Below are 21510 nucleotides of genomic sequence, written 5' to 3' on the forward strand. Positions count from 1 at the left end.
GTTTCGATACCGGCCGGACCTGTCGGCGGCCCGGCCTGTCCAGCAGTACGGGATTGCGGATTTATCGCCCCGCTATTTATCGCAGCACAGGGGGGCGGTCCTGTTTGCGCCGCATGTCCTCTACCCCCATGCGCATCCCGTTACCGATCCGATGCGCCAAAGCGGACCACGCCCTGGCGGTTGCCGGAGGCAGAAGACGGCCAAGCGTTTCGTCGAAAAGTGTCAGCCACAGTGCGAAATGTTCGGGGCGGACATCGCCGGCAGCTATGTGGACCTGCATCGGATTTCCGTCATAGCCCGGTTGGTGCAGAATGGCGTTTTTCCAGAAACCGACGATCTTCGCTTCATGAGCGGGCCAGTCCGTGACGTGGCGCGCGAAGACCGGCCCCAATGTTTCGTGCCGGCGGATCGCAGCGTAGAACACCCGTATCACCTGTTCGAGTTGTTCTTCGGTCAGATCGAAACGTGGCGGAATCATGAGCTTTGCCTTGTCTGGATGCCGCCCGGTACCAAAGCGGGCAGGGCTTCGCCGGCCAGTGGCGGAACAAGCGTACCCGCGACCAGCCGGGTCAGGACATGTCTGATTCCGGGCCATCGCGATACCGGCGCAAGAATATGGTCGCGCAGATGTGACAGTGTGTTCATTCTGGATTGATACATCGGCGTGAAGAGTGCGCTCATTCCCTGATAGATCCGCACATGCCAGCGGCGCATCGCCGCATAGGCCGGCAAAGCGTCCTCGACCGGCAGGGTCCGCAAGGCGGTGCAAAGCGCAAGCGCATCCAGCAAAGCCATATTCGCCCCTTGTCCCAATTGCGGGCTGGTGCGGTGGGCGGCATCTCCGATATGCGCCAGTGCCGGCCCGAACGGCCGGGCAAGGGTTCCGTGGCCGTATATGGCGGGGACCATCTGATCATGCCGGGTTATCGCGGCGATGAACGGCTCGATCCGGGGCCATAATTCAACCGCCTCCTTGCGCCAGATATCCAGCGGCCGGTCATGCCAGCCCGGAAGCTCGTTGGCAGGCAGTGACCAGAAAATCGTCGCGACGGGTGCCTTGCTTCCCGGCAGGCAGCCGACCGGCAGGATTCCGGCCATGCGGCGTGAGCCGTGATAGCATTGCCGCAACTGGTCCATGGGCAGATCATGCGCGTCCGGCCACGGCACCGTACCCCATAACGCCCCATAGCCCAGGGGCCGAGCGCGTAGTGGCGAAATCGCCGATCCTGCGCCGGCTGCATCAATGACCAGATCGAAGGGGCCGTAATTGCGCCCGTCCTGCAAGATCACGCGGCGTCTGTTTCCGTTCGGCGTAGCTTCGGCGACCGTGGCCGAGGTGATCAGGTCGATATCGAAGCTTTCCACAAGTTGCCACAGCAGGTGAAACAGGCTGGCGCGATGGAAAGCGCGCCCTGGATGATCCGGCGGGTAGGATACATCCAGCGCCAGTCTGCCTGCCCGCGCGTCATGCCCCAGCATGCGGTTGATCGGAGAAGATAACCGCCGCGCCTCTGGTCCCAGTCCCAGATTGTCGAGAACGCTCAGCCCGACCGGCTGTATGACCAGCCCCGAGCCGACCGGGCGCGGAAAGTCGAAACGCTCGAATATCGTGACGTGATGTCTGTCGCGCGCCAGCAATGCGGCGGCGGCAAGCCCGCCTATTCCCGCTCCGATAATGGCAATTCTCAGCTTCATGATATCTTCGTGGCCCGACCCGCGCCGGGTTGCAAGCTGATTGATTGACGCAGCGCGGCAAGAGCTGTTATCGAATCCTTCCGGTCGCAGCCCACCCGGTCAAAACAGGAGCATGAATGAGCCATTATACCGACAAACTGACCCAACTCGGTACCCGGACGGCGCTTCCCGAAAATCCGGAAGCTGTGGTTCTGGAACGTGTGCCCAACCCGCAGCCGAACGAGCTTTACACGGTCCGCTTTGCCCAGCCCGAATTCACCAGCCTGTGCCCGATCACCGGCCAGCCCGATTTCGCGCATCTGGTGATCGATTACGTGCCGGGCGAATGGCTGGTCGAATCCAAGTCCCTGAAGCTGTATCTGGGCAGTTTTCGCAATCATGGCGCATTTCATGAGGATTGCACCGTGGGGATCGGAAAACGGCTGGTCGCCGCCCTCGCGCCGCAATGGCTGAGGATCGGCGGCTATTGGTATCCGCGCGGCGGGATGCCGATCGATGTGTTCTGGCAGACGGGTGAGGCGCCACAGGGATTGTGGCTGCCTGCGCAGGATGTGCCCGGCTATCGCGGCAGGGGCTGACGGGATTGATCGCATCCGGTGTTACGGGCGATAATCCCGCTGAACGGTGGCGTGCGCCTGTATCAAATTCTTTGACGGTAGCGTCACAGGGATTTAGAACGATTTAAACCTGCGATCTCGCAAGCATCGGCGGATGGACATGAAACAGAGAAAAGTCACATTGGGCGAGGTTGCCCAAGTCGCCGGGGTGTCGCGGGCTACCGTTTCGCTGGTTGTTCGTAAATCGCCGCTTGTTGCCGATCATACCCGGCAGAAGGTCGAGCGGGTTCTGGCTGATCTGGATTATGTTCACGATATCGGCGCTGCGCGTCTGCGCAATAACAGTAGCCGGACCATCGGTGTCATCGTTCCCAATCTGGTCAATTCCTTCTTTACCGAGTTCCTGTCCGGCGTCGAGCAAATGATGAGCGAGGATGACCGTGTCGTTCTGCTTGCCAATAGCGACGATGATCTGACCCGGCAATCGCAAATCCTTCAGCGTTTCCGCGGTCACGGGGTTGATGGCGTCATTCTTTGTCCTGCCGAGGGTACGGATCCCCAGCTTCCCATGCGGATGCGGCAATGGGGTTTGCCGTTAGTGCAATCCCTGCGCGAGGTCGGTGACAACGTAACCGATTATGCCGGGGCGGATTACATCAAGGGCGTGCAGCTTGCGGTTGGGCATCTGGTCGAGCATGGCCATCGGCAGATCGCCTTCCTGTCGGTATCCGCCCGGACTTCAGCCCGGGTAGAGAGGCTGGAGGGGTTCAGCCGTGCTATTGCCGGCACCGAAGCGCAGAATGCTGGTATCGTCGAGGCGGAACTGAGTTGGGAAGGTGCCGCCCAATCGGCGGCGAAGGTGCTGGCGCTGCGCGGCACACCATCGGCGGTCCTGTGCTTTAACGATGTTCTGGCCGCGGGGCTGATGCTTGGTCTGCGCCGCGCCGGACGCGAACCCGGACGGGATATCGCGGTCGTGGGTTTGGATGATCTGCCTCTGGCAGAGCTTACATTTCCGCCGATGACAAGCGTTGCGATGTGTCCCGAGCGGATCGGTGCGGCTGCCGCCCGGCTGCTGGCCCGTCGCCTTGAATCCCCCGATGCGCCGGTCGAACGCTCGGTTGTCGCTCCAAGCCTGATGATCCGGGAAAGCAGCAATTTAAGCGTCAGTTGACGTGTTGACTTATTATTTAGATCGTTCTAAATCCGTAAGAACGCAACATCCGCAGGGGAGGGCAGATGTATCAGTTCAACTTCCAGCCCGTTTTCGAAAACCTCGACCTGCTGCTTCATGGAGCATGGTTAACGGTGAAGCTGTCCTTCATGGCGATGTTTCTGGGGCTGATCGTTTCGGTGTTCGGAGCGGTTGCAAAGACCTCGGGCATCCGTCCGCTGCGCTGGCTGGTCGATATCTATATCGAGGTGATTCGCAACACGCCTTTCCTCGTGCAGATCTTTTTCATCTTTTTCGGTCTTCCTGCCGCCGGGATCAGCATGTCGCCGAACCTTGCGGCGCTGGTTGCGCTTGTCATCAATGTCGGCGCCTACGGCACCGAGATCATTCGCGCCGGAATCGAATCCATTCCGCGAGGCCAGATCGAGGCGGGCCGCGCGCTTAGCCTCAGCCCGGTTCAGATCCTGCGATACGTGATTCTGAAGCCTGCGCTGCGGAATATCTATCCTTCGCTGACCAGCCAGTTCATTTATCTCATGCTGACTTCCAGCGTTGTTTCGGTCATCTCGGCAAATGATCTGGCCTCGGCGGGGGCGGATCTGAATGCGAAAACCTTCGCCAGCTTCGAGATTTATCTTGTCCTGACGATCCTTTACTTCCTGCTGGCCTTTGGCTTCTCGACCCTGTTCGGCGTCATTCGGCGCGCCTTCTTCACCTATCCGGCGGGGCGCTGACATGATCCGTGAATTTTCATCGGCAGATATCCTGTTCATCGTCACCGCGGCGCGCTGGACCTTGATCCTGTCGGCCATTGCCTTCTTCGGAGGGGCCATCGGCGGGCTTCTGATCGCATTGTCGCGCAGTTCGCACAGCGTGATCTTGCGCCGTCTGGCCGCGTGGTTCATCCAGGTCTTTCAGGGAACGCCGCTGCTGATGCAGTTGTTTCTGGTCTATTTCGGCCTTTCTGTCGTGGGCTTGCCGATCGATCCGCTGCTGGCCGCCGCCGTCGCGCTGACGCTTCATGCCAGTGCTTACCTGGGCGAGATCTGGCGCGGGGCCATCGAAGCGGTTCCCTCGGGACAAACCGAGGCAGCCAGGGCGCTTAGCCTGTCTTACAGGGATCGGATGCAGCATGTCGTCCTGCCGCAGGCGATGCGGGTGGCGACCGCGCCGACGGTCGGTTTCCTCGTGCAGCTGATCAAGGGCACATCGCTTGCTTCGATCATCGGCTTTACCGAACTGACCAGGGCGGGGCAGATCGTCAATAACGCGACCTTCAAGCCCTTCCTCGTCTTCGGGACGGTCGCAATCCTGTATTTCGTGCTGTGCTGGCCGCTATCTCTACTGGCACGGCATATGGAAACCCGCATGCGCCGGGCAATCACACGCTGACAATATCTGGGAGGAAAGAAACATGAAACTGAACCGCCGTATCTTCACGACCCTCGCGGCCGGAGCATTCGCCGCCGGGCTTGCCGCGCCGGCGCTTGCCGCCGAACTCGAGGATATCGAATCCGCAGGTGCCGTGAAAATCGGCATGCTGGTGGATTTTCCGCCTTTCGGCATTCTGGATACTTCGGGCAATCCGGATGGTTATGATGCCGATGTCGCCAAGGCACTGGGCGAATATCTGGGCGTGACCGCGCAGATCGTGCCGGTGACAGGCCCCAACCGGATTCCCTATCTTCTGTCCGGTCAGGTCGATGTGCTGGTCGCGTCGCTTGGGATCACCGAAGAACGTGCCCAGAAGGTGGACTTCTCGATCCCTTACGCGGGGATCAGCATCGCGGTTTACGGCGACTCATCGCTTGAGATCGGCGATGCAGGCGGGCTGGAAGGCCAGTCGATCGCGGTCGCGCGAGCCTCGACGCAGGATACGGGCGTGAGTGAGGTCGCGCCGGACGGCACCGATATCCGCCGCTTTGACGATGATGCCAGCGCGGTGCAGGCCCTGATGTCCGGGCAGGTCAAGCTGATTGGCGCATCCAATGTCGTCATGTCCCAGATCACCGATAGCACCGGTGATCGCTTCGACAAGAAGTTCGACCTGTCCAGCCAGGTGCAGGGCATCGCGGTTGCGCCGGGCTCGGATGCGCTTCTGGAAAAGGTTAATGCTTTCGTCAGCGATGCGCGCGATGACGGGACGCTGGACGAGATTCACGAGAAATGGCTGGGTGAGCCGCTGCCCGATTTCGTGAAGGAAGCCGAGTGACGATATGCGTCCGGCCATGGGCCGGGCGCTTTTCAGGGGAACACGGATCATGACAGACAGTGCCATCATCATGCGTGCGGTGAACAAGTTCTACGGGGACTTTCACGCATTGGTCGATATCGACCTGACGGTCGGACGGGGCGAACGGATCGTCATTTGCGGCCCGTCCGGCTCGGGTAAATCGACGCTGATCCGGACCATAAATCAACTGGAAGAGATCCGGTCCGGCACCATCCTGGTTGACGGGGTTGAACTGACGGCCGGCGGTGACAACGTGGCCAGGGTGCGGCAGGATGTCGGTATGGTTTTTCAAAGTTTCAACCTGTTTCCGCATATGACCGTGCTGGAAAACTGTATTCTCGCACCGATGAAGACCCGCAAAATTCCACGTGCCGAGGCCGAGGCAACGGCGCGTCACTATCTGGAACGGGTGAAGATTCCCGAGCAGGCCGAGAAATATCCCGCACAGCTTTCGGGCGGACAGCAGCAGCGCGTGGCGATAGCGCGCGCCTTATGCATGAAACCCCGGATCATGCTGTTCGACGAACCGACCTCGGCGTTGGATCCCGAGATGGTCAAAGAGGTTCTGGACACGATGATCGATCTCGCACGCGAGGGCATGACGATGATTTGCGTCACCCATGAGATGGAATTCGCCCGTGCTGTGGCCGATCGGGTGATCTTCATGGATAAAGGATTGATCGTAGAAGAGAATGCCCCCGAGGCATTCTTCAACTCGCCGAAAAACGAACGTCTGAAGAACTTTCTGGGACAACTCGCATGAACCGACCGCGTATTCTCGCTCTTACGCCCATTCATCCGCAGGACATAGCGGATCGCATGGCTGCCGATTACGATATCATCCACGATATCGCCCAGGCGGCGGATATCGAGGTTGTGCTGACGAATGGTGGGCTTGGGTTGTCAACCGAACAGATGGCGGCACTGCCTGCCCTGCGGCTGATCGCGGTGAATGGTGTCGGTGTTGATGCCATAGATCTGGACGAGGCGCGCCGCCGCGATATTGCGGTGACCACGACCCCCGACGTTCTCTCGCTGGCTGTTGCTGAAATGGCGCTTGGCCTTGCGCTGGCGGCGGGTCGTCGCATTGCCGAAGGTGACCGCTTCATCCGCGCGGGGGAATGGGCGGATGGCGGCAGGATCGCCCTGGGCGGATCTGTGCTGGAGCGTCGTGCCGGTATCCTTGGTTACGGGCGCATTGGCCGCAAGCTGGCCGATCTGCTGCGGGGCATGGGGATGGAGGTGTTGTATACGGCACGTTCCGAAAAATCCGATTCACCCGATGCCTATCGTCCCGATCCGCTTGCCCTGGCGCGCGATTGCGAATTGCTTTTCGTGACCGCTGCCGGAGGAAGGGATACGCGTGGACTGGTCGACGCGGATGTTCTGGCGGCGCTTGGGCCTCTGGGGATCGTTGTCAATGTCGCCCGCGGACCTGTGGTCGATTCCGCCGCGCTTGCCGATGCCCTGCAATCGGGACGGATCGCCGGAGCCGGGCTGGATGTGTTCGACGATGAGCCTGATGTACCCGACATTCTGCTGAATGCGCCGAATTGCGTGCTGGCCCCTCATATCGCTTCGGCCACCACCGAGGCACGCCGTGCAATGGCGCAACTCGTACTGGACAATGTCGTGGCCTATTTCGCGAACCACCCCCTGCCGACCCCTTACAATAACGGCTGACCGAAGGGGCTGCTTCGGCTGCACTGTACCGCAGAAAGCCGATCACTCAGACCGGCAAAGCGGTCGTATGCTTGACGCGCCGCAGCACGAAATTGCTGGAGGTCGCCGCCACACTTTCGTGATCAAGCACATGTCCCATCAGGATCCGCTCGTAATCCTGCATATCCTCGACGATGAGATGCAGCAGGTAATCCCATTCACCTGAAACGGAATAGGCCGCGAGGATGGTCGGTTCCGCTTCCATGGCCCGTTGAAAACTGGCCCGGGCGCGAGGCCCTTGGGATTTCATCCGCACATGGCAGAACACGTCCAACGTCCGACCAAGCGCAACCGGATCGACAAGCCGCACATGCGGGCCAAGAACCCCTGCCTGCTCCAACGCGCGGATACGCCGCCAGCAGGAGCTTGCGGATGCATTCACCCGCTCGGCCAGGGTATTGGTTCCCAGTGAGGCATCCTTCTGCAGGATGGTCAGGATTTTCCGATCCAGATCATCAAGATGAAAGTATTCGTTCATAATTTTACCATAATCGATAAATTTCATTCAAATTTATGCATCTCGAAAAGAACGTTGGTCAAGTCATATCGGGGCAGGGGGCGTATTCTAACGGCAGCAAACTGTCTGCCCGTGCCCGGTTTCGCGCTAGCTACGGCGCGTCGGCGCGGCAAGGCAATGACCGGAGGCCGCCGATGATCCACGACATACCCCAGAAATCCCGAAGCAATGCGGCTGGATCCGGGCATGATTGGCCGCGCGTTCTGTCCATAATGGCGCTGTCCCGCGCCCTTGACCGGATGGAGGAAGAACATCTGGTCCCGGCAAAAAAGGTTCTTTACCAGTTTTCCGCCCGTGGCCACGACATGGCGCAGATCCTGCTGGGCCTGCAATTGACCGGGCGGCATGACGCGATTTGCGGCTATTACCGGTCGCGGCCTATCCTGCTATCGCTGGGAGTCGACCCGGTAGAGGCGCTGGCTGCGGCGATGGGCCGGTCGGGCGGCTATTCCGATGGCCGCGATATCGGCGTGGTCTTCAACCATCCCAACCCGGACGGCGCGACCGCCCTGCCGATGTGCGGGGGTGTCGGTGCGCAATTCACGCCGACGGCGGGATGGGCGCAGGCGCTGGATTATTATACCCGGCAGATGGGATCGGCGGATCACGGGAATTCCATTGCGGTTGCCTTGGGCGGGGACGGGTCGGTCGCGACCAATGGTTTCTGGTCGGCCCTGGTGATCGCGACCACCCGGAAATTACCGATGCTGTTTTATATCGAGGATAACGGCTATGGGATCTCGGTGCCGTCCGGCTTCAATTCGCCTGGCGGTGATATCGCCGCCAACCTTGCGTCGTGGTCGGGGCTGGCGATTTTTTCGGGCGATGGAACCGAACCCGAAGAGGCCGCGCGCCTGACGGCCGAGGCTGTCGCCCATGTGCGGATTTCCCGCGTACCCGCCCTGTTGCGCCTGACCGTTCCGCGCTTGCAGGGTCACAGCTATCAGGACACGCAGACCTATAAATCCGACGAGGTGATCGCAGCCGAACGCACCCGCGACCCCTGGAGCAAGCTGAGATCATATCTGGTGCCTGACCGTCTCGATGTCTCGGAATGGACCCGCGTGACCGAGGCGGCAGATGCTCGTGCCGAGGCCGCGCGGGAAGCGGCGGAGGCCCGCGATATCCCGGAACCGGAGACCGTCACGCGACATGTCTTTTTCGAGGGTGAGATGCAGCGGATGGGCGGGCAGCATAATCACGGCTATATCCCGCCCGAAACCCTTGCCGATCCCGATCCGCAGGGCGCGCGGCTGAACATGGTCACGGCGATCCGCCGCACGCTGGAGCAGGAGATGACCCTGAACGAGCGCGTCGTCCTGTTCGGTGAGGATATCGGACCGAAAGGCGGTGTGCATGCCGTGACGCTTGGTTTGCAGGAGAAATTCGGCGAGAACCGGGTTTTCGATACCAGCCTGTCCGAGGAGGGGATCGTGGGTCGCGCCGTCGGCATGGCGGTGGCCGGGTTGATGCCGGTGCCGGAAATCCAGTTCCGCAAATATGCCGAACCTGCCACCGAACAGATCAATGATTGCGGCACGATGCGCTGGCGCAGTTCCAACCGTTTCGCCGCGCCGATGGTGCTGCGCATGGCTGGCGGCTTTTTCAAATGCGGCGATCCGTGGCACAGCCAGACGAATGAGGTTGCCTTTGTTCACAATCCGGGCTGGAAATTCGCGGTCCCCTCGAATGCCGAGGATGCCGTGGGGCTTTTGCGAACCGCCCTCCGCGGCAATGATCCGGTGATCTTCTTCGAACATCGCGCGATGCTGGATTTGCCCTGGGCGCGCCGGCCCTGGCCCGGCGATGCCTTTGCCCTGCCCTTTGGAAAGGCGAAGATCACCCGCCCGGGCAAGGCTTTGACCGTGGTGACATGGGGAGCCATGGTTCCCCGCTGCGAAGAGGCGGCAGAGGGACGGGATGCGGAAGTGATCGATCTACGCACCCTGATGCCATGGGACAGCGAACTGGTGCTGGATTCGGTTCGCCGTACGGGCCGCTGCCTGATCGTGCATGAGGATTTGCAGACCGCCGGTTTCGGAGCCGAGATCGCAGCCCGGGTTGCCGATGAGGCCTTTCTTGATCTTGACGCGCCGGTTGCACGGCTGACGATGCCCGACATTCCCTCGCCCCATAATCCGGTGCTGCTGGAACATGCGGTGCCCTCTTCCGCGTCCATTGCCGTGAAGATCGACGAGTTGAAGGGGTTCTGAGCCATGCATGACTTGATTGTTCCGCTCGAGCAGGAAGGAACGCAGGCCAAGGTTCTGGACTGGTACGCAAAACCCGGCCAGCGGGTGTCAGAGGGCGACCCGCTGGTCGAGCTCGAGACGGATAAGGTGACGATGGAAATCCCCGCGCCTGTCGCCGGTATCCTCCGGGAGATCCTGTTGGCGCCGGGAAGCGAGGCGAAGCCCGGCGGGATTCTGGCCCGGATCGAAACTGTCGCCAAACCCGATACGGACGGGTTCAGTGCGAAAGCTCCGGCAGGAAACGCCAAGGATAATCTTGCCTCGGAACCGTCCCCCGCCGCCCGCCCGATCCGCGAAACCCGTCATTCGCCCGCCGTCCGCAAGGCACTTGCCGAGACCGGACTGGATCCGGCGAAGCTGACGGGGACGGGCAGGGATGGTCGCCTGACCCGCGAGGATGTCCGCCATGCCGCTGCCAGGGCAGATGTCCGGCATGAACCGACCCCGGCCTGTGTCCCGGCCCATGCCAGCATAGCGACAGAGGGCGCTTCCGGAGGTTCGACCTTCGTGCCTCATGACCGCATGCGCCTGCGCATTGCCGGGAACATGTTGCAGTCGGTTGCGACGGCCCCGCAGGTCACCGCTGTTTTCGAGGCCGATTTCGGTCCGTTGATGGCGCATCGCGACGCCTATCGAAAGGCGCTGGAAACCGAAGGGATCCCGCTGAGTTACACCGCTTATATCGTTCACGCCTGCGTCGCGGCCATGATGAAGGTCCCTGCGGTCAACAGTCGATGGCACGATAACGGGCTGGAGATTTTCGGCGATGTGAATATCGGTATCGGCACGGCGCTTGGGGACAAGGGGCTGGTCGTGCCGGTGATCCGTCAGGCCCAGAACCTGTCGCTGAAAGGGATCGCAGCGCGGATTCACGATCTGACCACGCGTGCCCGTGATGGAAAACTGACTGCCTCCGACATGTCCGGAGGCACCTTCACCATTTCCAATCATGGCGTGTCCGGTTCACTTTTGGCAGCCCCGATCATCATCAATCAGCCGCAATCGGCGATCCTTGGGGTCGGCAAGCTGGAAAAGCGTGTGGTCGTGCGGCAGGTGGACGGCAGTGACTCGATCCAGATCCGGCCCATGGCCTATGTCTCGCTGACCATCGATCACCGGGCGCTGGACGGCCATCAGACGAATGGCTGGCTGTCGGCATTCGTTGCGGCACTGGAAAGCTGGAAACCCTGAATACGCCATTTCCGCGATCATTCTGATCGGCAAACACGCCCGTCCTTCTTCCTCACTTAAATATCCCGGCAGGGGGGCAACGCCCCCGCCATCGCGGGACGCAAACCGCCATTCCGCCGGGGTCGGATGCGGCCCGCCGCCCTGATGCCGGGCTTCGGAGCCGGGGTTTCACGCCCAGCCGGTATTTTCCCGCACCAGTTCTGCGTAAAGCTCCCTTATCCGTCGTGTTATTGGCCTGTCGCCGGTGCCAATGGGCTTGCCGTCGATCGAGGCCACCGGCGTCTGTGCTCCGAAACTTCCTGTCAGGAAGGCTTCATCCGCGCCATAAGCCTCGTAAAGCGAGAAATTCTTCTGGAAGACGGGAATACCCTCTGCCTGGCAAAGCGCGATGACCTTTGCCCGGGTTATCCCGTTCATGCAGTAATCTCCGGTCGAGGTCCAGACTTCGCCTCTCCGCACAATGAAGAAATTGCAGGCATTTGTGGTATTCACAAAGCCATGCGGATCAAGCATCAACGCCTCTTCCGCGCCCGCCGCTTCGGCTTGCAGGCAAGCGATGATGCAGTTGAGCTTTGAATGACTGTTGAACTTCGGATCCTGGCTTGTCGGCAAGCCACGCACTTGCGGCACCGTGGCCAGACGGATACCTTTGGTCTGAAGACTTTCGACCGGTTTCGAATGTTCGAGGATCATGACGATTGTCGGTCCCGAGCGGCTGAGACCCGGATGCTGGAACGGTTTATCCTTCACGCCTCGGGTACACATCAGCCGGCAATGGACATCCGTCGTCATTCCATTCGCCTCGGCCGTCCGGTTCAGGGCGTCGAGAATCTCGTTCTTCGTCATGCCGACATCCAGCGACACCGCTTTGCACGAGTTGAAGAAACGGTCCATATGCTCGTCGAAGAAGGCCCATTTGCCGTTATAAAGACGCATCCCTTCCCACATCCCGTCGCCCAGCATGAAGCCCGAGTCGTAGACCGAGACCTTCGCCTCGTCCCGATGCACGATGTCGCCATTCACATAGATCCTGATATCGCGATTGCGAATGTCTTCCGCCGCTGCATGGGTAGAGTGGCTATGATTGCTCGTATTCATTGACCGGCCTGTTCTGGGTTTCGATGCAAAGCGCTGCCGCGCGTCACGGCCAGTAAAACCCTCTCCGCTGGCCATGTCGAGCATGGAAGAGGGGCTGTTGAAACCTGCCGGCGAACGGGCGGTTCGTTGCCGTGGGTGGGTGATGCCTGACACGGCAGAACGCGGTTACTTCGGAACGGGCCGGAGAGATAGGCTCGCAAAAGGATCGAGACCGCGTATTTACGTTGATGCGCGATGGCTTAGAATGGCGACATCATGGCCGATCTTTTCGACACACCCTCTGCTGCCAATCCTCCGCCCGATCCGGCGCTGAGTCCGCTTGCCGACCGCATCCGTCCGACACGGCTGGATGAGGTGATCGGACAGGACAAGGTGCTTGGCCCGGATGGCCCTTTGGGCTCGATGCTGGCGGCGGGAAGCCTGTCATCGCTGATCCTGTGGGGACCTCCGGGTGTGGGCAAGACGACCATCGCGCGGCTGCTTGCTGACGAGACCGATAGAAGCTTTGTGCAGATCAGTGCGATTTTCTCGGGGGTGCCGGAACTGCGCAAGGTGTTTGAAGCCGCGAAACTGCGGCGTGGACAGGGGCGGGGGACGCTGCTTTTCGTCGATGAAATTCACCGTTTCAACAAGGCGCAGCAGGACAGTTTCCTGCCGCATATGGAGGATGGAACCATCCTTCTGGTCGGCGCCACGACCGAAAATCCATCATTCGAACTGAATGCCGCCGTGATGTCGCGTGCGCAGGTGATCGTGCTGGAACGGCTGAGCCTTGCCGATCTCGAGCGGTTGACGCAAAGGGCCGAGAAGGAACTGGGACGCAAAATGCCCCTGACCGCCGAAGCGCGGGAGGCGCTGCTGGAGATGGCGGATGGCGACGGGCGCGCGGTGCTGAACCTGATCGAGCAGGTCGCGGCGTGGAAAACCGATCAGCCACTGGATGTGCAGGCCACGGCACAGCGGCTGATGCGGCGGGCGGCCAGATATGACAAATCCGGGGACGAGCATTACAACCTGATTTCGGCGCTGCATAAATCGGTGCGCGGATCGGATCCGGATGCCGCGCTTTACTGGTTCGCGCGAATGCTGGAAGGGGGCGAGGATCCCCGTTATCTTGCCCGCCGCATCACCCGGATGGCGATCGAGGATATAGGTCTGGCCGATCCGGCGGCGTCGCGGCATTGCCTGGATGCCTGGGCGATGTATGAGCGATTGGGCAGCCCCGAGGGCGAGCTGGCTTTGGCGCAGGCGGTGATCTATCTGGCGCTGTCGCCCAAATCGAACGCCGGTTACGTGGCCTATAAAGGGGCGCGGGCCGAGGCGAAACGCACCGGCAGCCTGATGCCGCCCGCTCATATCCTGAACGCACCCACCCAGATGATGAAAGATCAGGGCTATGGCGCGGGTTATGCCTATGATCACGATGCCGAGGACGGTTTCTCGGGGCAGGATTATTTCCCGGAAGGTATGAAGCGCCCGGTTCTGTATACCCCCGTCGAGCGGGGCTTTGAGCGCGAGTTGAAGAAACGGCTGGACTGGTTCGTGTCCCGGCGGCTGAAACGAGGGGGATAGGCGGCGGAAGAGTCGCCGGAGATGACGCCCGTCCGATCAAATTCCGCCGGTCCGGGCAGCGAAATTTCGCTGGCCACTATCCAACTGATCTTGCAGTTGGAAAAACGTGCATACTAAATTGCCTCCATGCCGGGGATGCAGGGATTCATCCGTGCGATCAATAGGTTCATCGGAACCGATTTCGGAATGTTACGTTGATGTTTCATATGAGAGACAAGGATAGACAGATGCAAAAGAAAATGCTCGGAGTTGCGGTGCTTTTGGCGGTGATGGCTGTGTCGGCTTGTGAAACCATGCAGGGCGCTGGCCGCGATCTGCAAACCGCCGGTCAGGTGGTTCAACAGGAAAGCGCCGAGGCGCAATATGGTCAGACCCAGTACTGAAATCTATCTGTTTGATTTAGAAGTACTTTATTTCTGGTGATGTCACGGGACAGCCGGCGCTTATAGGGCACCGGCTGTCCCGATCCTGTTTCCACAGGGCCATGCGGTATCTAACCCGGATATCCACCGGGGCGGCGGTGCTGAACAGTTGTCTTTATCTTTGCCCGAACCCTGTTCCGGCCCATGGCGATCCGCTTTCTTCTGGGCATCGATGGTGCCGCCGATATATCGCGCTGCTCCTCTGCCTGCTCATTGTGATGGTATGCTGGAAAGCCGCAGGGCATAAATCTCCCCGGATGGCTATAAGGCATGGCATGGGCCGCGCTGCTGACGGCACCGGCCCATGCCATGAAATTCATTGCGGTCATTGTTCCGGATTTGGAACAGATTTCCGAAGGTAATTGTAAGCCTCTCTGGATGTGTTCGGAAAGTCGCGTTAACCAAGATTCGGAGGTGCGGTCTGGTGTCCGTTTTATTGGAGGATTTGGCGTTTTTGTGAATTGGAATGAAAATGATACGCCTGATTGAGGGCGTGGAATCGTGCTTTTCCTGATTGGTGTGTTTTTTGTGTATCTACGAGGAGTTGTAAGGTGCCTGGTTATTATAAGTTTTATGCGTTGAAAGAATCGGATGTAACGTTTTATGGAGGTGACTTTGAATCCTTCAATTCGGTATCTGTAAGCGCGTATGATTGGGTTGAAGTTAAAGTCAGCGATGGAGATCAGGGGGATGTATATGATTTAGGTTTTTCTTATTCTCAACAAGATGCGCATGGAAATTATCTTGGTCCAGATTATGATCAGGCCCTGTTAAATGATATCCCGGGACATTATTCTGGCGAGAATATCTCTATGGTCAGGGCGCGAGCTATCGCAGATGGGAATATTTATAGATTTACAATTGGCGGTGAAAGATACATTACTTTTGGTAGCGGTGTCACCGATGCACCCGTAAGTGGAACATTCTACGAAATTTCTGAATATAAAGGAGGGGGGCATACATCGAGACATGGTGGGATACCCTTACGGGAGGAGACTCCCTCCAATGCTTCACCCTTGGCACGCTGATCGAAACGAACGAAGGCAACAAGCCCATCGAGGAATTGGCTGTTGGCGACCTCATCGCCACGATGGATGACGGCTATCAGCCCATCCGCTGGATCGGCCACACCACCCGCGACGCTATCGATCTGGCCCGGAACCCGAAGCTGAAACCGATCCGCATCGCCGCCGGAGCACTTGGGAATGGCCTGCCGGAACGTGACCTGACCGTCAGCCGTCAGCACCGCGTCCTGATCCGCTCGAAGATCGCGCAACGGATGTTCGGCGCCGAGGAAATCCTGATCCCCGCCATCAGGCTGGTCGGTCTGGACGGCATCGAGATCATCGGGGATTGCGAAGAGGTGACCTATTTCCACATCCTGTTCGACAAGCATCAGGTGATCTTCTCCGAGGATGCCCCCACCGAAAGCCTGTTCACCGGCCCCATCGCCCTGCAAAGCGTATCGCCAGAGGCCCGCAAAGAGATCGAGACCCTGTTCCCCGAGATCACCGAACCCGATTTCGTAGCCCGGTCAGCCCGCCCGATCCCTGAAAAGGGCGCGCAGATCAAGCAACTGGTCGCACGCCACAAGAAACGCGGCATGCCGCTGCTGAACGGCTGATTTGCCAGTCGCTTCGCCGATGGCCGGCCCCGGCCGCGCCATCGGCGAATACAGCGAAGGGGCGGGCGAAATGACGCCAATGGTTGACTTTGCGCCCGCCGCGTCACATCACCGCGCCATGATGAACCCCTTTCTTCAGGTCGCCATTGGCGGAGCGATTGGTGCGTCGGCACGCTATGCCGTTTACCGCGCCCTGTTCTGGCATGGGCCGGGCTTTCCCGTTGCAACGGCCGCAGTCAATATTCTGGGCAGTTTCGCGATGGGGCTGCTTGCCGCCGGCATGGCGCATAGATGGGGCAATGCCTACGCGCCTTTTTTGCTGACTGGTGTTCTGGGAGGCTTCACCACTTTTTCCGCCTTTTCGCTGGATGCGTTGACGCTGTGGGAAAGAGGGCAGATATCAGGAGCGGCGATCTATGTCGTGGCCTCGGTTCTGCTGTCGTTGCTCGCCGTGATTGCCGGTCTGGCCGTGGGACGGGGAATATTCGCATGAGCGGCGTTCAACTGATCCACGTAGACCGGGAGGAGGGCGGGCAACGCCTTGACCGCTGGCTGAAGAAGCGTTTCGCGCAACTGACACAGGGCGCGGTCGAGAAGATGTGCCGCACCGGGCAATTGCGCGTGGATGGCGGGCGGGTCAAGGCTTCGACCCGGATCGAGGCGGGGCAGGAGGTGCGCGTGCCGCCCTTGCCGGATGTCAGAGCAATGGCCGATAAACCGCCTGCCGCGCGGATCCCCGAAAACGATCAGAAGATGATCCAGCAGGCGGTATTGTGGAAGGACGAACATATCATTGCCCTGAACAAGCCTCCCGGTCTGCCTTCGCAGGGGGGCAGCGGGCAGGGCAATCGCCATGTGGACGGGCTGACCGAAGCCCTGATGTTCGGCTACAAGGACCGGCCCAAGCTGGTGCATCGGCTGGACAAGGATACCTCGGGCATCCTTCTGCTGGCCCGGACCGACCGGATCGCCCGCGCACTGTCCGAAGCATTCCGGTTGCGCAGCACGCGCAAGATTTACTGGGCGGCGGTCGCCGGCGTCCCGGTCCCGCGGATGGGGACGGTCCGTTACGGTCTGGTCAAGGCGGGCGGTCACGGACGCGGGGGCGAGGGCGAGAAAATGATCGCCGTGCATCCCCGCGATATCCCCGCGACCGAAGGCGCCAAGCGGGCGACAACCGATTATGCCGTGCTGGATGCGCTTGGAACGCGGGCAAGCTGGTGCGCTCTCGTGCCGATCACCGGCCGTACCCATCAGTTGCGGGCGCATATGGCCGAACTGGGGCATCCGATTGTCGGTGACGGGAAATATGGCGGCTCGGGACAGGAAAATCTGGGCGACGGCTGGGGCGCGCAACTTGGTGGGGAGATCAGCCGCAAGCTGCATCTGCATGCGCGCAGCCTGTCTTTCGACCACCCCATTACCAAACGGCGCGTCACCCTCACGGCACCCTTGCCCGATCACATGCGCCGGACATGGGACACCCTTGGCTGGCATGAAAATGACGTGCCGGCGGATCCTTTTGCGGAGGACGAATGAGGCTGGTCATCTTCGATGTGGACGGAACGCTGGTGGATAGCCAGCAGGTGATCCATCTGGGTATGACAGCGGCTTTTGAAGCCGTGGGCCTGCCTGTTCTGCCGAAAGAGCAGGTGTTGGCCACGGTTGGCCTGTCGCTGCCGGTCGCCATGGCGCGGCTTGCTCCGCATGCGGATACCTCTGTCCATGCCCTTCTGGTCGAGGCCTACAAGGACGCGTTCACGGCAGCCCGGATCAAGGAATTCGCGCCGCTTTATCCGGGGGCGCTTGAATGTATCGAGGCTCTGTCCGCCCGCGACGATCTGCTTCTGGCCATCGCGACCGGCAAGGGACGGCGGGGATTGCTGCCCATGCTGGACACATATGGCCTGCACGGACGGTTCTTTTCGTTGCAAACGGCGGATGACCATCCTTCCAAGCCGCACCCCTCGATGCTGCACCGGGCCATGTCCGAGGCTGGGGTCGAGTCGGAACGCGCGGTCATGATCGGCGATACGACATATGATATCGAGATGGCCGTTGCAGCCGGCATCCCCGCCATCGGCGTCGCATGGGGTTATCATCCGGTCGAAGCGCTGCAGAATGCCGGTGCGGTACAAGTGGCGCAGGACTTTTCCGCCCTGAGCGCCGCGATCGAGGATTGGGCGGTATGAGCGAGTGGAAGGCAAGGCGGTTCTGGAAACAGGCCGAAGCGCGGGATGCCGATGGCGGCTGGGAAGTTGCGCTGGATGGCCGTCCGGTCAGAACGCCGGGCAAGCATGCACTCATCCTGCCGACCCGGGCCCTTGCCGCTGCGATTGCGGACGAATGGGACGCCCAGAGCGACGTGATCGATCCGAACTCCATGCCTCTGACCCGCGCGGCAAATTCGGCCATCGAGAAGGTTGCGCCGCAATTTTCGGATGTCGCGGCCATGCTTGCCGATTATGGCGTGACGGATCTGCTGTGTTATCGCGCAGAGCAGCCCAAGGAACTGGCAGCGATGCAGTCAGAAGGATGGGATCCGCTGATCGATTGGGCGGCGACCAGCCTGAACGCGCCGTTGAACCTGACCAGAGGCGTCGTTCCGATTGCCCAGCCCGACGAGTCGATTGCACGGCTGCGGTCCGAGGTCGGGACATTGGACAGTTTTGCCATGACAGCATTGCATGACCTTGTGACCTTGCCTGGTTCACTAATTCTTGGGCTTGCCGTGGTTCGGGGCCGCCTGACCGCCACCGAGGCACATCGTCTTTCACGTATCGACGAAGATTATCAGGCCGGGATCTGGGGGCGTGACGAAGAGGCGATGACAGCTGCCGAAAATCGTCTTGTCGCCATGATTTCAGCGGAACGTTTCCATGGGCTTTCGCAAAACGGCTGACGGTCGGAAACCGGCCCTACGCTTGACCTGTGAGGCAGGATGGGCAAGATGATTTGGATAGGCATCGTATTCGTGTCATCTTCTTTTAAGAGGATATTAACTAAACGATGTCCATAAATGTCTGAACGGGGCGGAACACATCGCCTCGACAGTCTCAACAGCGAGGTAAGCATGAAACGAACGGTATTTTGGGGCGCATTGGCGGTAACCGCCATGACGGCAGGTGCCGCCGCCGCCGACACTCTTTCCGAAGTGAAAAATCGTGGCGAGTTGAATTGCGGCGTCAATCCGGGTCTGGTCGGTTTCGCTGCGCCTGACGCGAACGGCAATTGGGCGGGATTCGATGTCGATCTGTGCAAGGCGGTTGCGGCCGCGGTGCTGGGAGATCCGGGAAAGGTCAAATATGTCCCTCTGACGGGACAGACGCGGTTCACCGGTCTGTCCTCGGGGGAGGTGGATCTTCTGGCGCGGAACTCGACCTGGAGCTTTTCGCGCGATACCGACCTCAAGCTCGATTTCGCGGGGGTGAATTATTATGATGGTCAGGGCTTCATGGTCCGCAAGGATCTTGGTGTCACCTCGACCAAGGAACTGGATGGCGCGACGATCTGCATCCAGACCGGCACCACGACCGAATTGAACCTTGCCGATTATTTCAAGGCCAACGGCATGGAATATCAGCCCGTCAATATCGACAGCAATGCCGAGGGTGAGCAACAATATATGGCCGGGGCATGCGATGCCTACACCACCGATATTTCGGGGCTTGCCGCGACCCGTGCGGCGTTTGCCGATCCCGAAAATCATGTCATCCTGCCCGAGGTGATCTCGAAAGAGCCTTTGGCCCCGGCGGTTCGTCATGGCGATAACAATTGGGGCGATATCGTCCGCTGGACTCTGAACGCACTGATTGCCGCCGAGGAATATGGCATCACCTCGAAGAATATCGAGGAACTGGCGAAATCTTCGGAAAACCCCGAAGTACAGCGGATTCTGGGCGTCACGGACGATCTGGGAGCGATGATCGGGCTGGATAAGGAATGGGCCAAGCGCGCCATTCAGGCCAGCGGGAATTACGGAGAGATCTTCGCCGCCAATGTCGGGGAACAGACGCCGATCGGGCTTGCGCGGGGACTGAATGCGCAATGGACACAGGGCGGATTGCTTTACGCGCAACCCTTCCGCTGATCCTTGATACCAGAGGGCGCTTTGGCGCCCTCTGGTCATTCCGAAGATAACGATCAGGTCACAAGCAAGCGGCGCCAAGTCGCGGACCGACGACAGGGGAACATAAATGACTGAAGTGCCGCTAGGGGCGGAACAGCCATTTCGGCTGAGCATGCTGGTCTATGACCGACGCTACCGCTCGATGACGTTCCAGGTGATCGTATTTATTCTGGTCATGGCGCTGGGCTGGTGGTTGGTCAACAACACCATCAGGAATCTTGCCGCGTTGGGCAAGGATTTCAATTTCGGTTTCCTGTTCCAGCGTGCGGGCTACGATATTCCGCAGCGATTGATCCCCTACAGTTCCGACGATACGCATCTGCGCGCGACGATCGTGGGGTTGCTGAACACGATACTGATTTCGTTTATGGGGTGTATCGCCGCGACGATCCTTGGGGTTGCCATCGGGATTGCCCGCCTGTCGAATAACTGGCTTTTTGCGCGGCTGATGGCGATCTATGTCGAGGTATTTCGCAATATCCCGTTGCTTTTGTGGATATTGATCATCTACGCGATCTTTACCGATGTTCTGCCTCCGCCAAATGCCTATCGGGGCGATGATCCGCAATGGTCGATGATCTTTTTCGATCAGGTCGCACTGACCAATCGTTATACTGCGGTTCCGGCATTCGGAATGAGCAACGATCCCGGCACCATCGATCTGGGCGCGCGCATCACCGTGAATCTGGCGCTCATCGCATTTCTGGTTGTCATTATCGGCGGCTGGATCGCACGGCGGGCGATCCTTGCCCGCGCGCAGGCCATACAGGACCGGACAGGGCATCGCCCGGTGACATGGTGGATCAATCTGGCGGTGATGACCGTGCCGTCCGTGCTGCTGATCTGGTATTTCGGCTTGCATCTGCTGGCGCCGGAACTCAAGGGTTTCAATTTCAGCGGCGGGAACAATCTGAACAATGCGCTGGTTGTCCTGTGGCTGGCCCTGACCCTTTATACCGGCGCGTTCATTGCCGAGATCGTCCGCGGCGGGGTGCTTGCCGTCAGCAAGGGGCAGACCGAGGCCGCTTTCGCGTTGGGGCTGCGTCCGAAAGCGACGATGAATCTGGTGATCCTGCCGCAGGCATTGCGCGTGATCATTCCGCCGCTGATTTCGCAATATCTGAACCTGACCAAGAACAGCTCGCTTGCGATTGCCGTGGGCTACATGGATCTGCGGGGTACTCTGGGTGGGACGACGCAGAATCAGACCGGGCGTGAGCTGGAATCGATCGTACTGATGATGCTGATCTATCTGGCGCTCAGCCTGATCATCTCGGCGGGTATGAACGCTTTCAACCGAAGCGTCAGGCTGAAGGAGCGTTGA

General features: G+C 59.9%; 24 protein-coding genes. 20 read left to right on the forward strand and 4 right to left on the reverse strand.

Annotated elements, in window-relative coordinates; genetic code table 11:
* Nucleotides 1–76 precede the first annotated feature (76 nt).
* Both Q0601_RS10275 and Q0601_RS10280 read right to left on the reverse strand, forming a co-directional pair.
* A complete protein-coding gene (locus Q0601_RS10275; protein ID WP_305289726.1) occupies nt 77–478 on the reverse strand; it encodes a group III truncated hemoglobin in 402 nt (133 codons plus the stop codon).
* Complete coding sequence (locus Q0601_RS10280; RefSeq protein ID WP_305289727.1) at nt 475–1695, reverse strand: FAD-dependent oxidoreductase; 1221 nt, start codon at nt 1693–1695, stop codon at nt 475–477. Before Q0601_RS10280 ends, Q0601_RS10275 begins: the two co-directional genes overlap by 4 nt.
* A gap of 116 nt (nt 1696–1811) precedes the next feature.
* Between Q0601_RS10280 and queF the strand changes: the two genes are divergently transcribed.
* From queF to Q0601_RS10315, 7 genes are all read left to right on the forward strand, one after another.
* A complete protein-coding gene (queF, locus tag Q0601_RS10285; RefSeq protein ID WP_305289728.1) occupies nt 1812–2273 on the forward strand; it encodes a preQ(1) synthase in 462 nt (153 codons plus the stop codon).
* 139 nt (nt 2274–2412) lie between these two features.
* A complete protein-coding gene (locus tag Q0601_RS10290) occupies nt 2413–3426 on the forward strand; it encodes a LacI family DNA-binding transcriptional regulator (RefSeq protein WP_305289729.1) in 1014 nt (337 codons plus the stop codon).
* Nucleotides 3427–3491: 65 nt separating this feature from the next.
* Nucleotides 3492–4160: an amino acid ABC transporter permease gene (locus tag Q0601_RS10295; protein ID WP_305289730.1), complete on the forward strand. Its 669-nt coding sequence runs from the start codon at nt 3492–3494 to the stop codon at nt 4158–4160.
* A gap of 1 nt (nt 4161) precedes the next feature.
* Nucleotides 4162–4818 (forward strand): amino acid ABC transporter permease, encoded by a 657-nt coding sequence (locus Q0601_RS10300; protein WP_305289731.1) that lies wholly within the window; start codon nt 4162–4164, stop codon nt 4816–4818.
* A 22-nt stretch (nt 4819–4840) separates the two neighbouring features.
* Nucleotides 4841–5638: a transporter substrate-binding domain-containing protein gene (locus tag Q0601_RS10305; protein ID WP_305289732.1), complete on the forward strand. Its 798-nt coding sequence runs from the start codon at nt 4841–4843 to the stop codon at nt 5636–5638.
* A 49-nt stretch (nt 5639–5687) separates the two neighbouring features.
* Nucleotides 5688–6422: an amino acid ABC transporter ATP-binding protein gene (locus Q0601_RS10310; protein ID WP_305289733.1), complete on the forward strand. Its 735-nt coding sequence runs from the start codon at nt 5688–5690 to the stop codon at nt 6420–6422.
* Nucleotides 6419–7342: a 2-hydroxyacid dehydrogenase gene (locus Q0601_RS10315; RefSeq protein ID WP_305289734.1), complete on the forward strand. Its 924-nt coding sequence runs from the start codon at nt 6419–6421 to the stop codon at nt 7340–7342. Before Q0601_RS10310 ends, Q0601_RS10315 begins: the two co-directional genes overlap by 4 nt.
* Nucleotides 7343–7388: 46 nt before the next feature.
* Here the strand turns inward: Q0601_RS10315 and Q0601_RS10320 are convergent, their stop codons facing one another.
* Complete coding sequence (locus Q0601_RS10320) at nt 7389–7859, reverse strand: Lrp/AsnC family transcriptional regulator (RefSeq protein ID WP_305289735.1); 471 nt, start codon at nt 7857–7859, stop codon at nt 7389–7391.
* A 173-nt stretch (nt 7860–8032) separates the two neighbouring features.
* Here Q0601_RS10320 and Q0601_RS10325 point away from each other — a divergent pair, with 173 nt between their 5' ends.
* Both Q0601_RS10325 and Q0601_RS10330 read left to right on the forward strand, forming a co-directional pair.
* Nucleotides 8033–10111 (forward strand): transketolase C-terminal domain-containing protein, encoded by a 2079-nt coding sequence (locus Q0601_RS10325; RefSeq protein WP_305289736.1) that lies wholly within the window; start codon nt 8033–8035, stop codon nt 10109–10111.
* A gap of 3 nt (nt 10112–10114) precedes the next feature.
* Nucleotides 10115–11341: a dihydrolipoamide acetyltransferase family protein gene (locus tag Q0601_RS10330; protein WP_305289737.1), complete on the forward strand. Its 1227-nt coding sequence runs from the start codon at nt 10115–10117 to the stop codon at nt 11339–11341.
* A 168-nt stretch (nt 11342–11509) separates the two neighbouring features.
* On the opposite strand, the gene Q0601_RS10335 is transcribed toward Q0601_RS10330, so the two are convergent.
* A complete protein-coding gene (locus tag Q0601_RS10335; RefSeq protein WP_305289738.1) occupies nt 11510–12439 on the reverse strand; it encodes an aminotransferase class IV in 930 nt (309 codons plus the stop codon).
* Nucleotides 12440–12694: 255 nt separating this feature from the next.
* Here Q0601_RS10335 and Q0601_RS10340 point away from each other — a divergent pair, with 255 nt between their 5' ends.
* The 11 genes from Q0601_RS10340 to Q0601_RS10390 all read left to right on the forward strand — a co-directional run bounded on the left by Q0601_RS10340 (nt 12695) and on the right by Q0601_RS10390 (nt 21510).
* Complete coding sequence (locus Q0601_RS10340) at nt 12695–14011, forward strand: replication-associated recombination protein A (RefSeq protein WP_305289739.1); 1317 nt, start codon at nt 12695–12697, stop codon at nt 14009–14011.
* A gap of 227 nt (nt 14012–14238) precedes the next feature.
* Nucleotides 14239–14394, forward strand: coding sequence for an entericidin A/B family lipoprotein (locus tag Q0601_RS10345; protein WP_305289740.1), 156 nt, complete (start codon nt 14239–14241; stop codon nt 14392–14394).
* Between the two features lie 309 nt (nt 14395–14703).
* Nucleotides 14704–14922 carry a hypothetical protein gene (locus tag Q0601_RS10350; RefSeq protein ID WP_305289741.1) on the forward strand — a complete coding sequence of 73 codons (219 nt, stop codon included), beginning with the start codon at nt 14704–14706 and terminating at the stop codon, nt 14920–14922.
* A gap of 62 nt (nt 14923–14984) precedes the next feature.
* On the forward strand, nt 14985–15461 hold the full coding sequence (locus tag Q0601_RS10355) for a hypothetical protein (protein WP_305289742.1): 477 nt from the start codon (nt 14985–14987) through the stop codon (nt 15459–15461).
* A 35-nt stretch (nt 15462–15496) separates the two neighbouring features.
* Nucleotides 15497–16057: a Hint domain-containing protein gene (locus Q0601_RS10360; protein WP_305289743.1), complete on the forward strand. Its 561-nt coding sequence runs from the start codon at nt 15497–15499 to the stop codon at nt 16055–16057.
* Nucleotides 16058–16175: 118 nt separating this feature from the next.
* A complete protein-coding gene (crcB, locus tag Q0601_RS10365; RefSeq protein ID WP_305289783.1) occupies nt 16176–16550 on the forward strand; it encodes a fluoride efflux transporter CrcB in 375 nt (124 codons plus the stop codon).
* The gene (locus Q0601_RS10370) at nt 16547–17596 is read left to right on the forward strand and encodes an RluA family pseudouridine synthase (RefSeq protein ID WP_305289744.1); all 1050 of its coding nucleotides are present in this window, start codon (nt 16547–16549) and stop codon (nt 17594–17596) included. Before crcB ends, Q0601_RS10370 begins: the two co-directional genes overlap by 4 nt.
* Nucleotides 17593–18249 (forward strand): HAD-IA family hydrolase, encoded by a 657-nt coding sequence (locus Q0601_RS10375; RefSeq protein ID WP_305289745.1) that lies wholly within the window; start codon nt 17593–17595, stop codon nt 18247–18249. Before Q0601_RS10370 ends, Q0601_RS10375 begins: the two co-directional genes overlap by 4 nt.
* Nucleotides 18246–18959 (forward strand): ATP12 family chaperone protein, encoded by a 714-nt coding sequence (locus tag Q0601_RS10380; RefSeq protein ID WP_305289746.1) that lies wholly within the window; start codon nt 18246–18248, stop codon nt 18957–18959. The genes Q0601_RS10375 and Q0601_RS10380 overlap by 4 nt, the downstream gene beginning before the upstream one ends.
* A gap of 171 nt (nt 18960–19130) precedes the next feature.
* Nucleotides 19131–20147, forward strand: coding sequence for an amino acid ABC transporter substrate-binding protein (locus tag Q0601_RS10385; RefSeq protein WP_305289747.1), 1017 nt, complete (start codon nt 19131–19133; stop codon nt 20145–20147).
* A gap of 106 nt (nt 20148–20253) precedes the next feature.
* Nucleotides 20254–21510 carry an amino acid ABC transporter permease gene (locus Q0601_RS10390; RefSeq protein WP_305289748.1) on the forward strand — a complete coding sequence of 419 codons (1257 nt, stop codon included), beginning with the start codon at nt 20254–20256 and terminating at the stop codon, nt 21508–21510.

This window comes from Paracoccus wurundjeri, from assembly GCF_030678915.1.
Classification (GTDB): Bacteria; Pseudomonadota; Alphaproteobacteria; order Rhodobacterales; family Rhodobacteraceae; genus Paracoccus; species Paracoccus onubensis_A.

Excerpts from the sequence above, each read along its gene's own strand:
- Q0601_RS10290 (WP_305289729.1), top strand. The coding sequence starts at position 2,413 with ATGAAACAGAGAAAAGTCACATTGGGCGAGGTTGCCCAAGTCGCCGGG.
- Q0601_RS10380 (WP_305289746.1), top strand. The coding sequence starts at position 18,246 with ATGAGCGAGTGGAAGGCAAGGCGGTTCTGGAAACAGGCCGAAGCGCGG.
- crcB (WP_305289783.1), top strand. The coding sequence starts at position 16,176 with ATGATGAACCCCTTTCTTCAGGTCGCCATTGGCGGAGCGATTGGTGCG.
- Q0601_RS10350 (WP_305289741.1), top strand. The coding sequence starts at position 14,704 with ATGGCATGGGCCGCGCTGCTGACGGCACCGGCCCATGCCATGAAATTC.
- Q0601_RS10320 (WP_305289735.1), bottom strand. The coding sequence starts at position 7,859 with ATGAACGAATACTTTCATCTTGATGATCTGGATCGGAAAATCCTGACC.
- Q0601_RS10375 (WP_305289745.1), top strand. The coding sequence starts at position 17,593 with ATGAGGCTGGTCATCTTCGATGTGGACGGAACGCTGGTGGATAGCCAG.
- Q0601_RS10315 (WP_305289734.1), top strand. The coding sequence starts at position 6,419 with ATGAACCGACCGCGTATTCTCGCTCTTACGCCCATTCATCCGCAGGAC.
- Q0601_RS10305 (WP_305289732.1), top strand. The coding sequence starts at position 4,841 with ATGAAACTGAACCGCCGTATCTTCACGACCCTCGCGGCCGGAGCATTC.
- Q0601_RS10390 (WP_305289748.1), top strand. The coding sequence starts at position 20,254 with ATGACTGAAGTGCCGCTAGGGGCGGAACAGCCATTTCGGCTGAGCATG.
- Q0601_RS10325 (WP_305289736.1), top strand. The coding sequence starts at position 8,033 with ATGATCCACGACATACCCCAGAAATCCCGAAGCAATGCGGCTGGATCC.
- Q0601_RS10340 (WP_305289739.1), top strand. The coding sequence starts at position 12,695 with ATGGCCGATCTTTTCGACACACCCTCTGCTGCCAATCCTCCGCCCGAT.
- Q0601_RS10370 (WP_305289744.1), top strand. The coding sequence starts at position 16,547 with ATGAGCGGCGTTCAACTGATCCACGTAGACCGGGAGGAGGGCGGGCAA.
- Q0601_RS10300 (WP_305289731.1), top strand. The coding sequence starts at position 4,162 with ATGATCCGTGAATTTTCATCGGCAGATATCCTGTTCATCGTCACCGCG.
- Q0601_RS10295 (WP_305289730.1), top strand. The coding sequence starts at position 3,492 with ATGTATCAGTTCAACTTCCAGCCCGTTTTCGAAAACCTCGACCTGCTG.
- Q0601_RS10385 (WP_305289747.1), top strand. The coding sequence starts at position 19,131 with ATGAAACGAACGGTATTTTGGGGCGCATTGGCGGTAACCGCCATGACG.
- queF (WP_305289728.1), top strand. The coding sequence starts at position 1,812 with ATGAGCCATTATACCGACAAACTGACCCAACTCGGTACCCGGACGGCG.
- Q0601_RS10275 (WP_305289726.1), bottom strand. The coding sequence starts at position 478 with ATGATTCCGCCACGTTTCGATCTGACCGAAGAACAACTCGAACAGGTG.
- Q0601_RS10330 (WP_305289737.1), top strand. The coding sequence starts at position 10,115 with ATGCATGACTTGATTGTTCCGCTCGAGCAGGAAGGAACGCAGGCCAAG.
- Q0601_RS10280 (WP_305289727.1), bottom strand. The coding sequence starts at position 1,695 with ATGAAGCTGAGAATTGCCATTATCGGAGCGGGAATAGGCGGGCTTGCC.
- Q0601_RS10335 (WP_305289738.1), bottom strand. The coding sequence starts at position 12,439 with ATGAATACGAGCAATCATAGCCACTCTACCCATGCAGCGGCGGAAGAC.
- Q0601_RS10345 (WP_305289740.1), top strand. The coding sequence starts at position 14,239 with ATGCAAAAGAAAATGCTCGGAGTTGCGGTGCTTTTGGCGGTGATGGCT.
- Q0601_RS10310 (WP_305289733.1), top strand. The coding sequence starts at position 5,688 with ATGACAGACAGTGCCATCATCATGCGTGCGGTGAACAAGTTCTACGGG.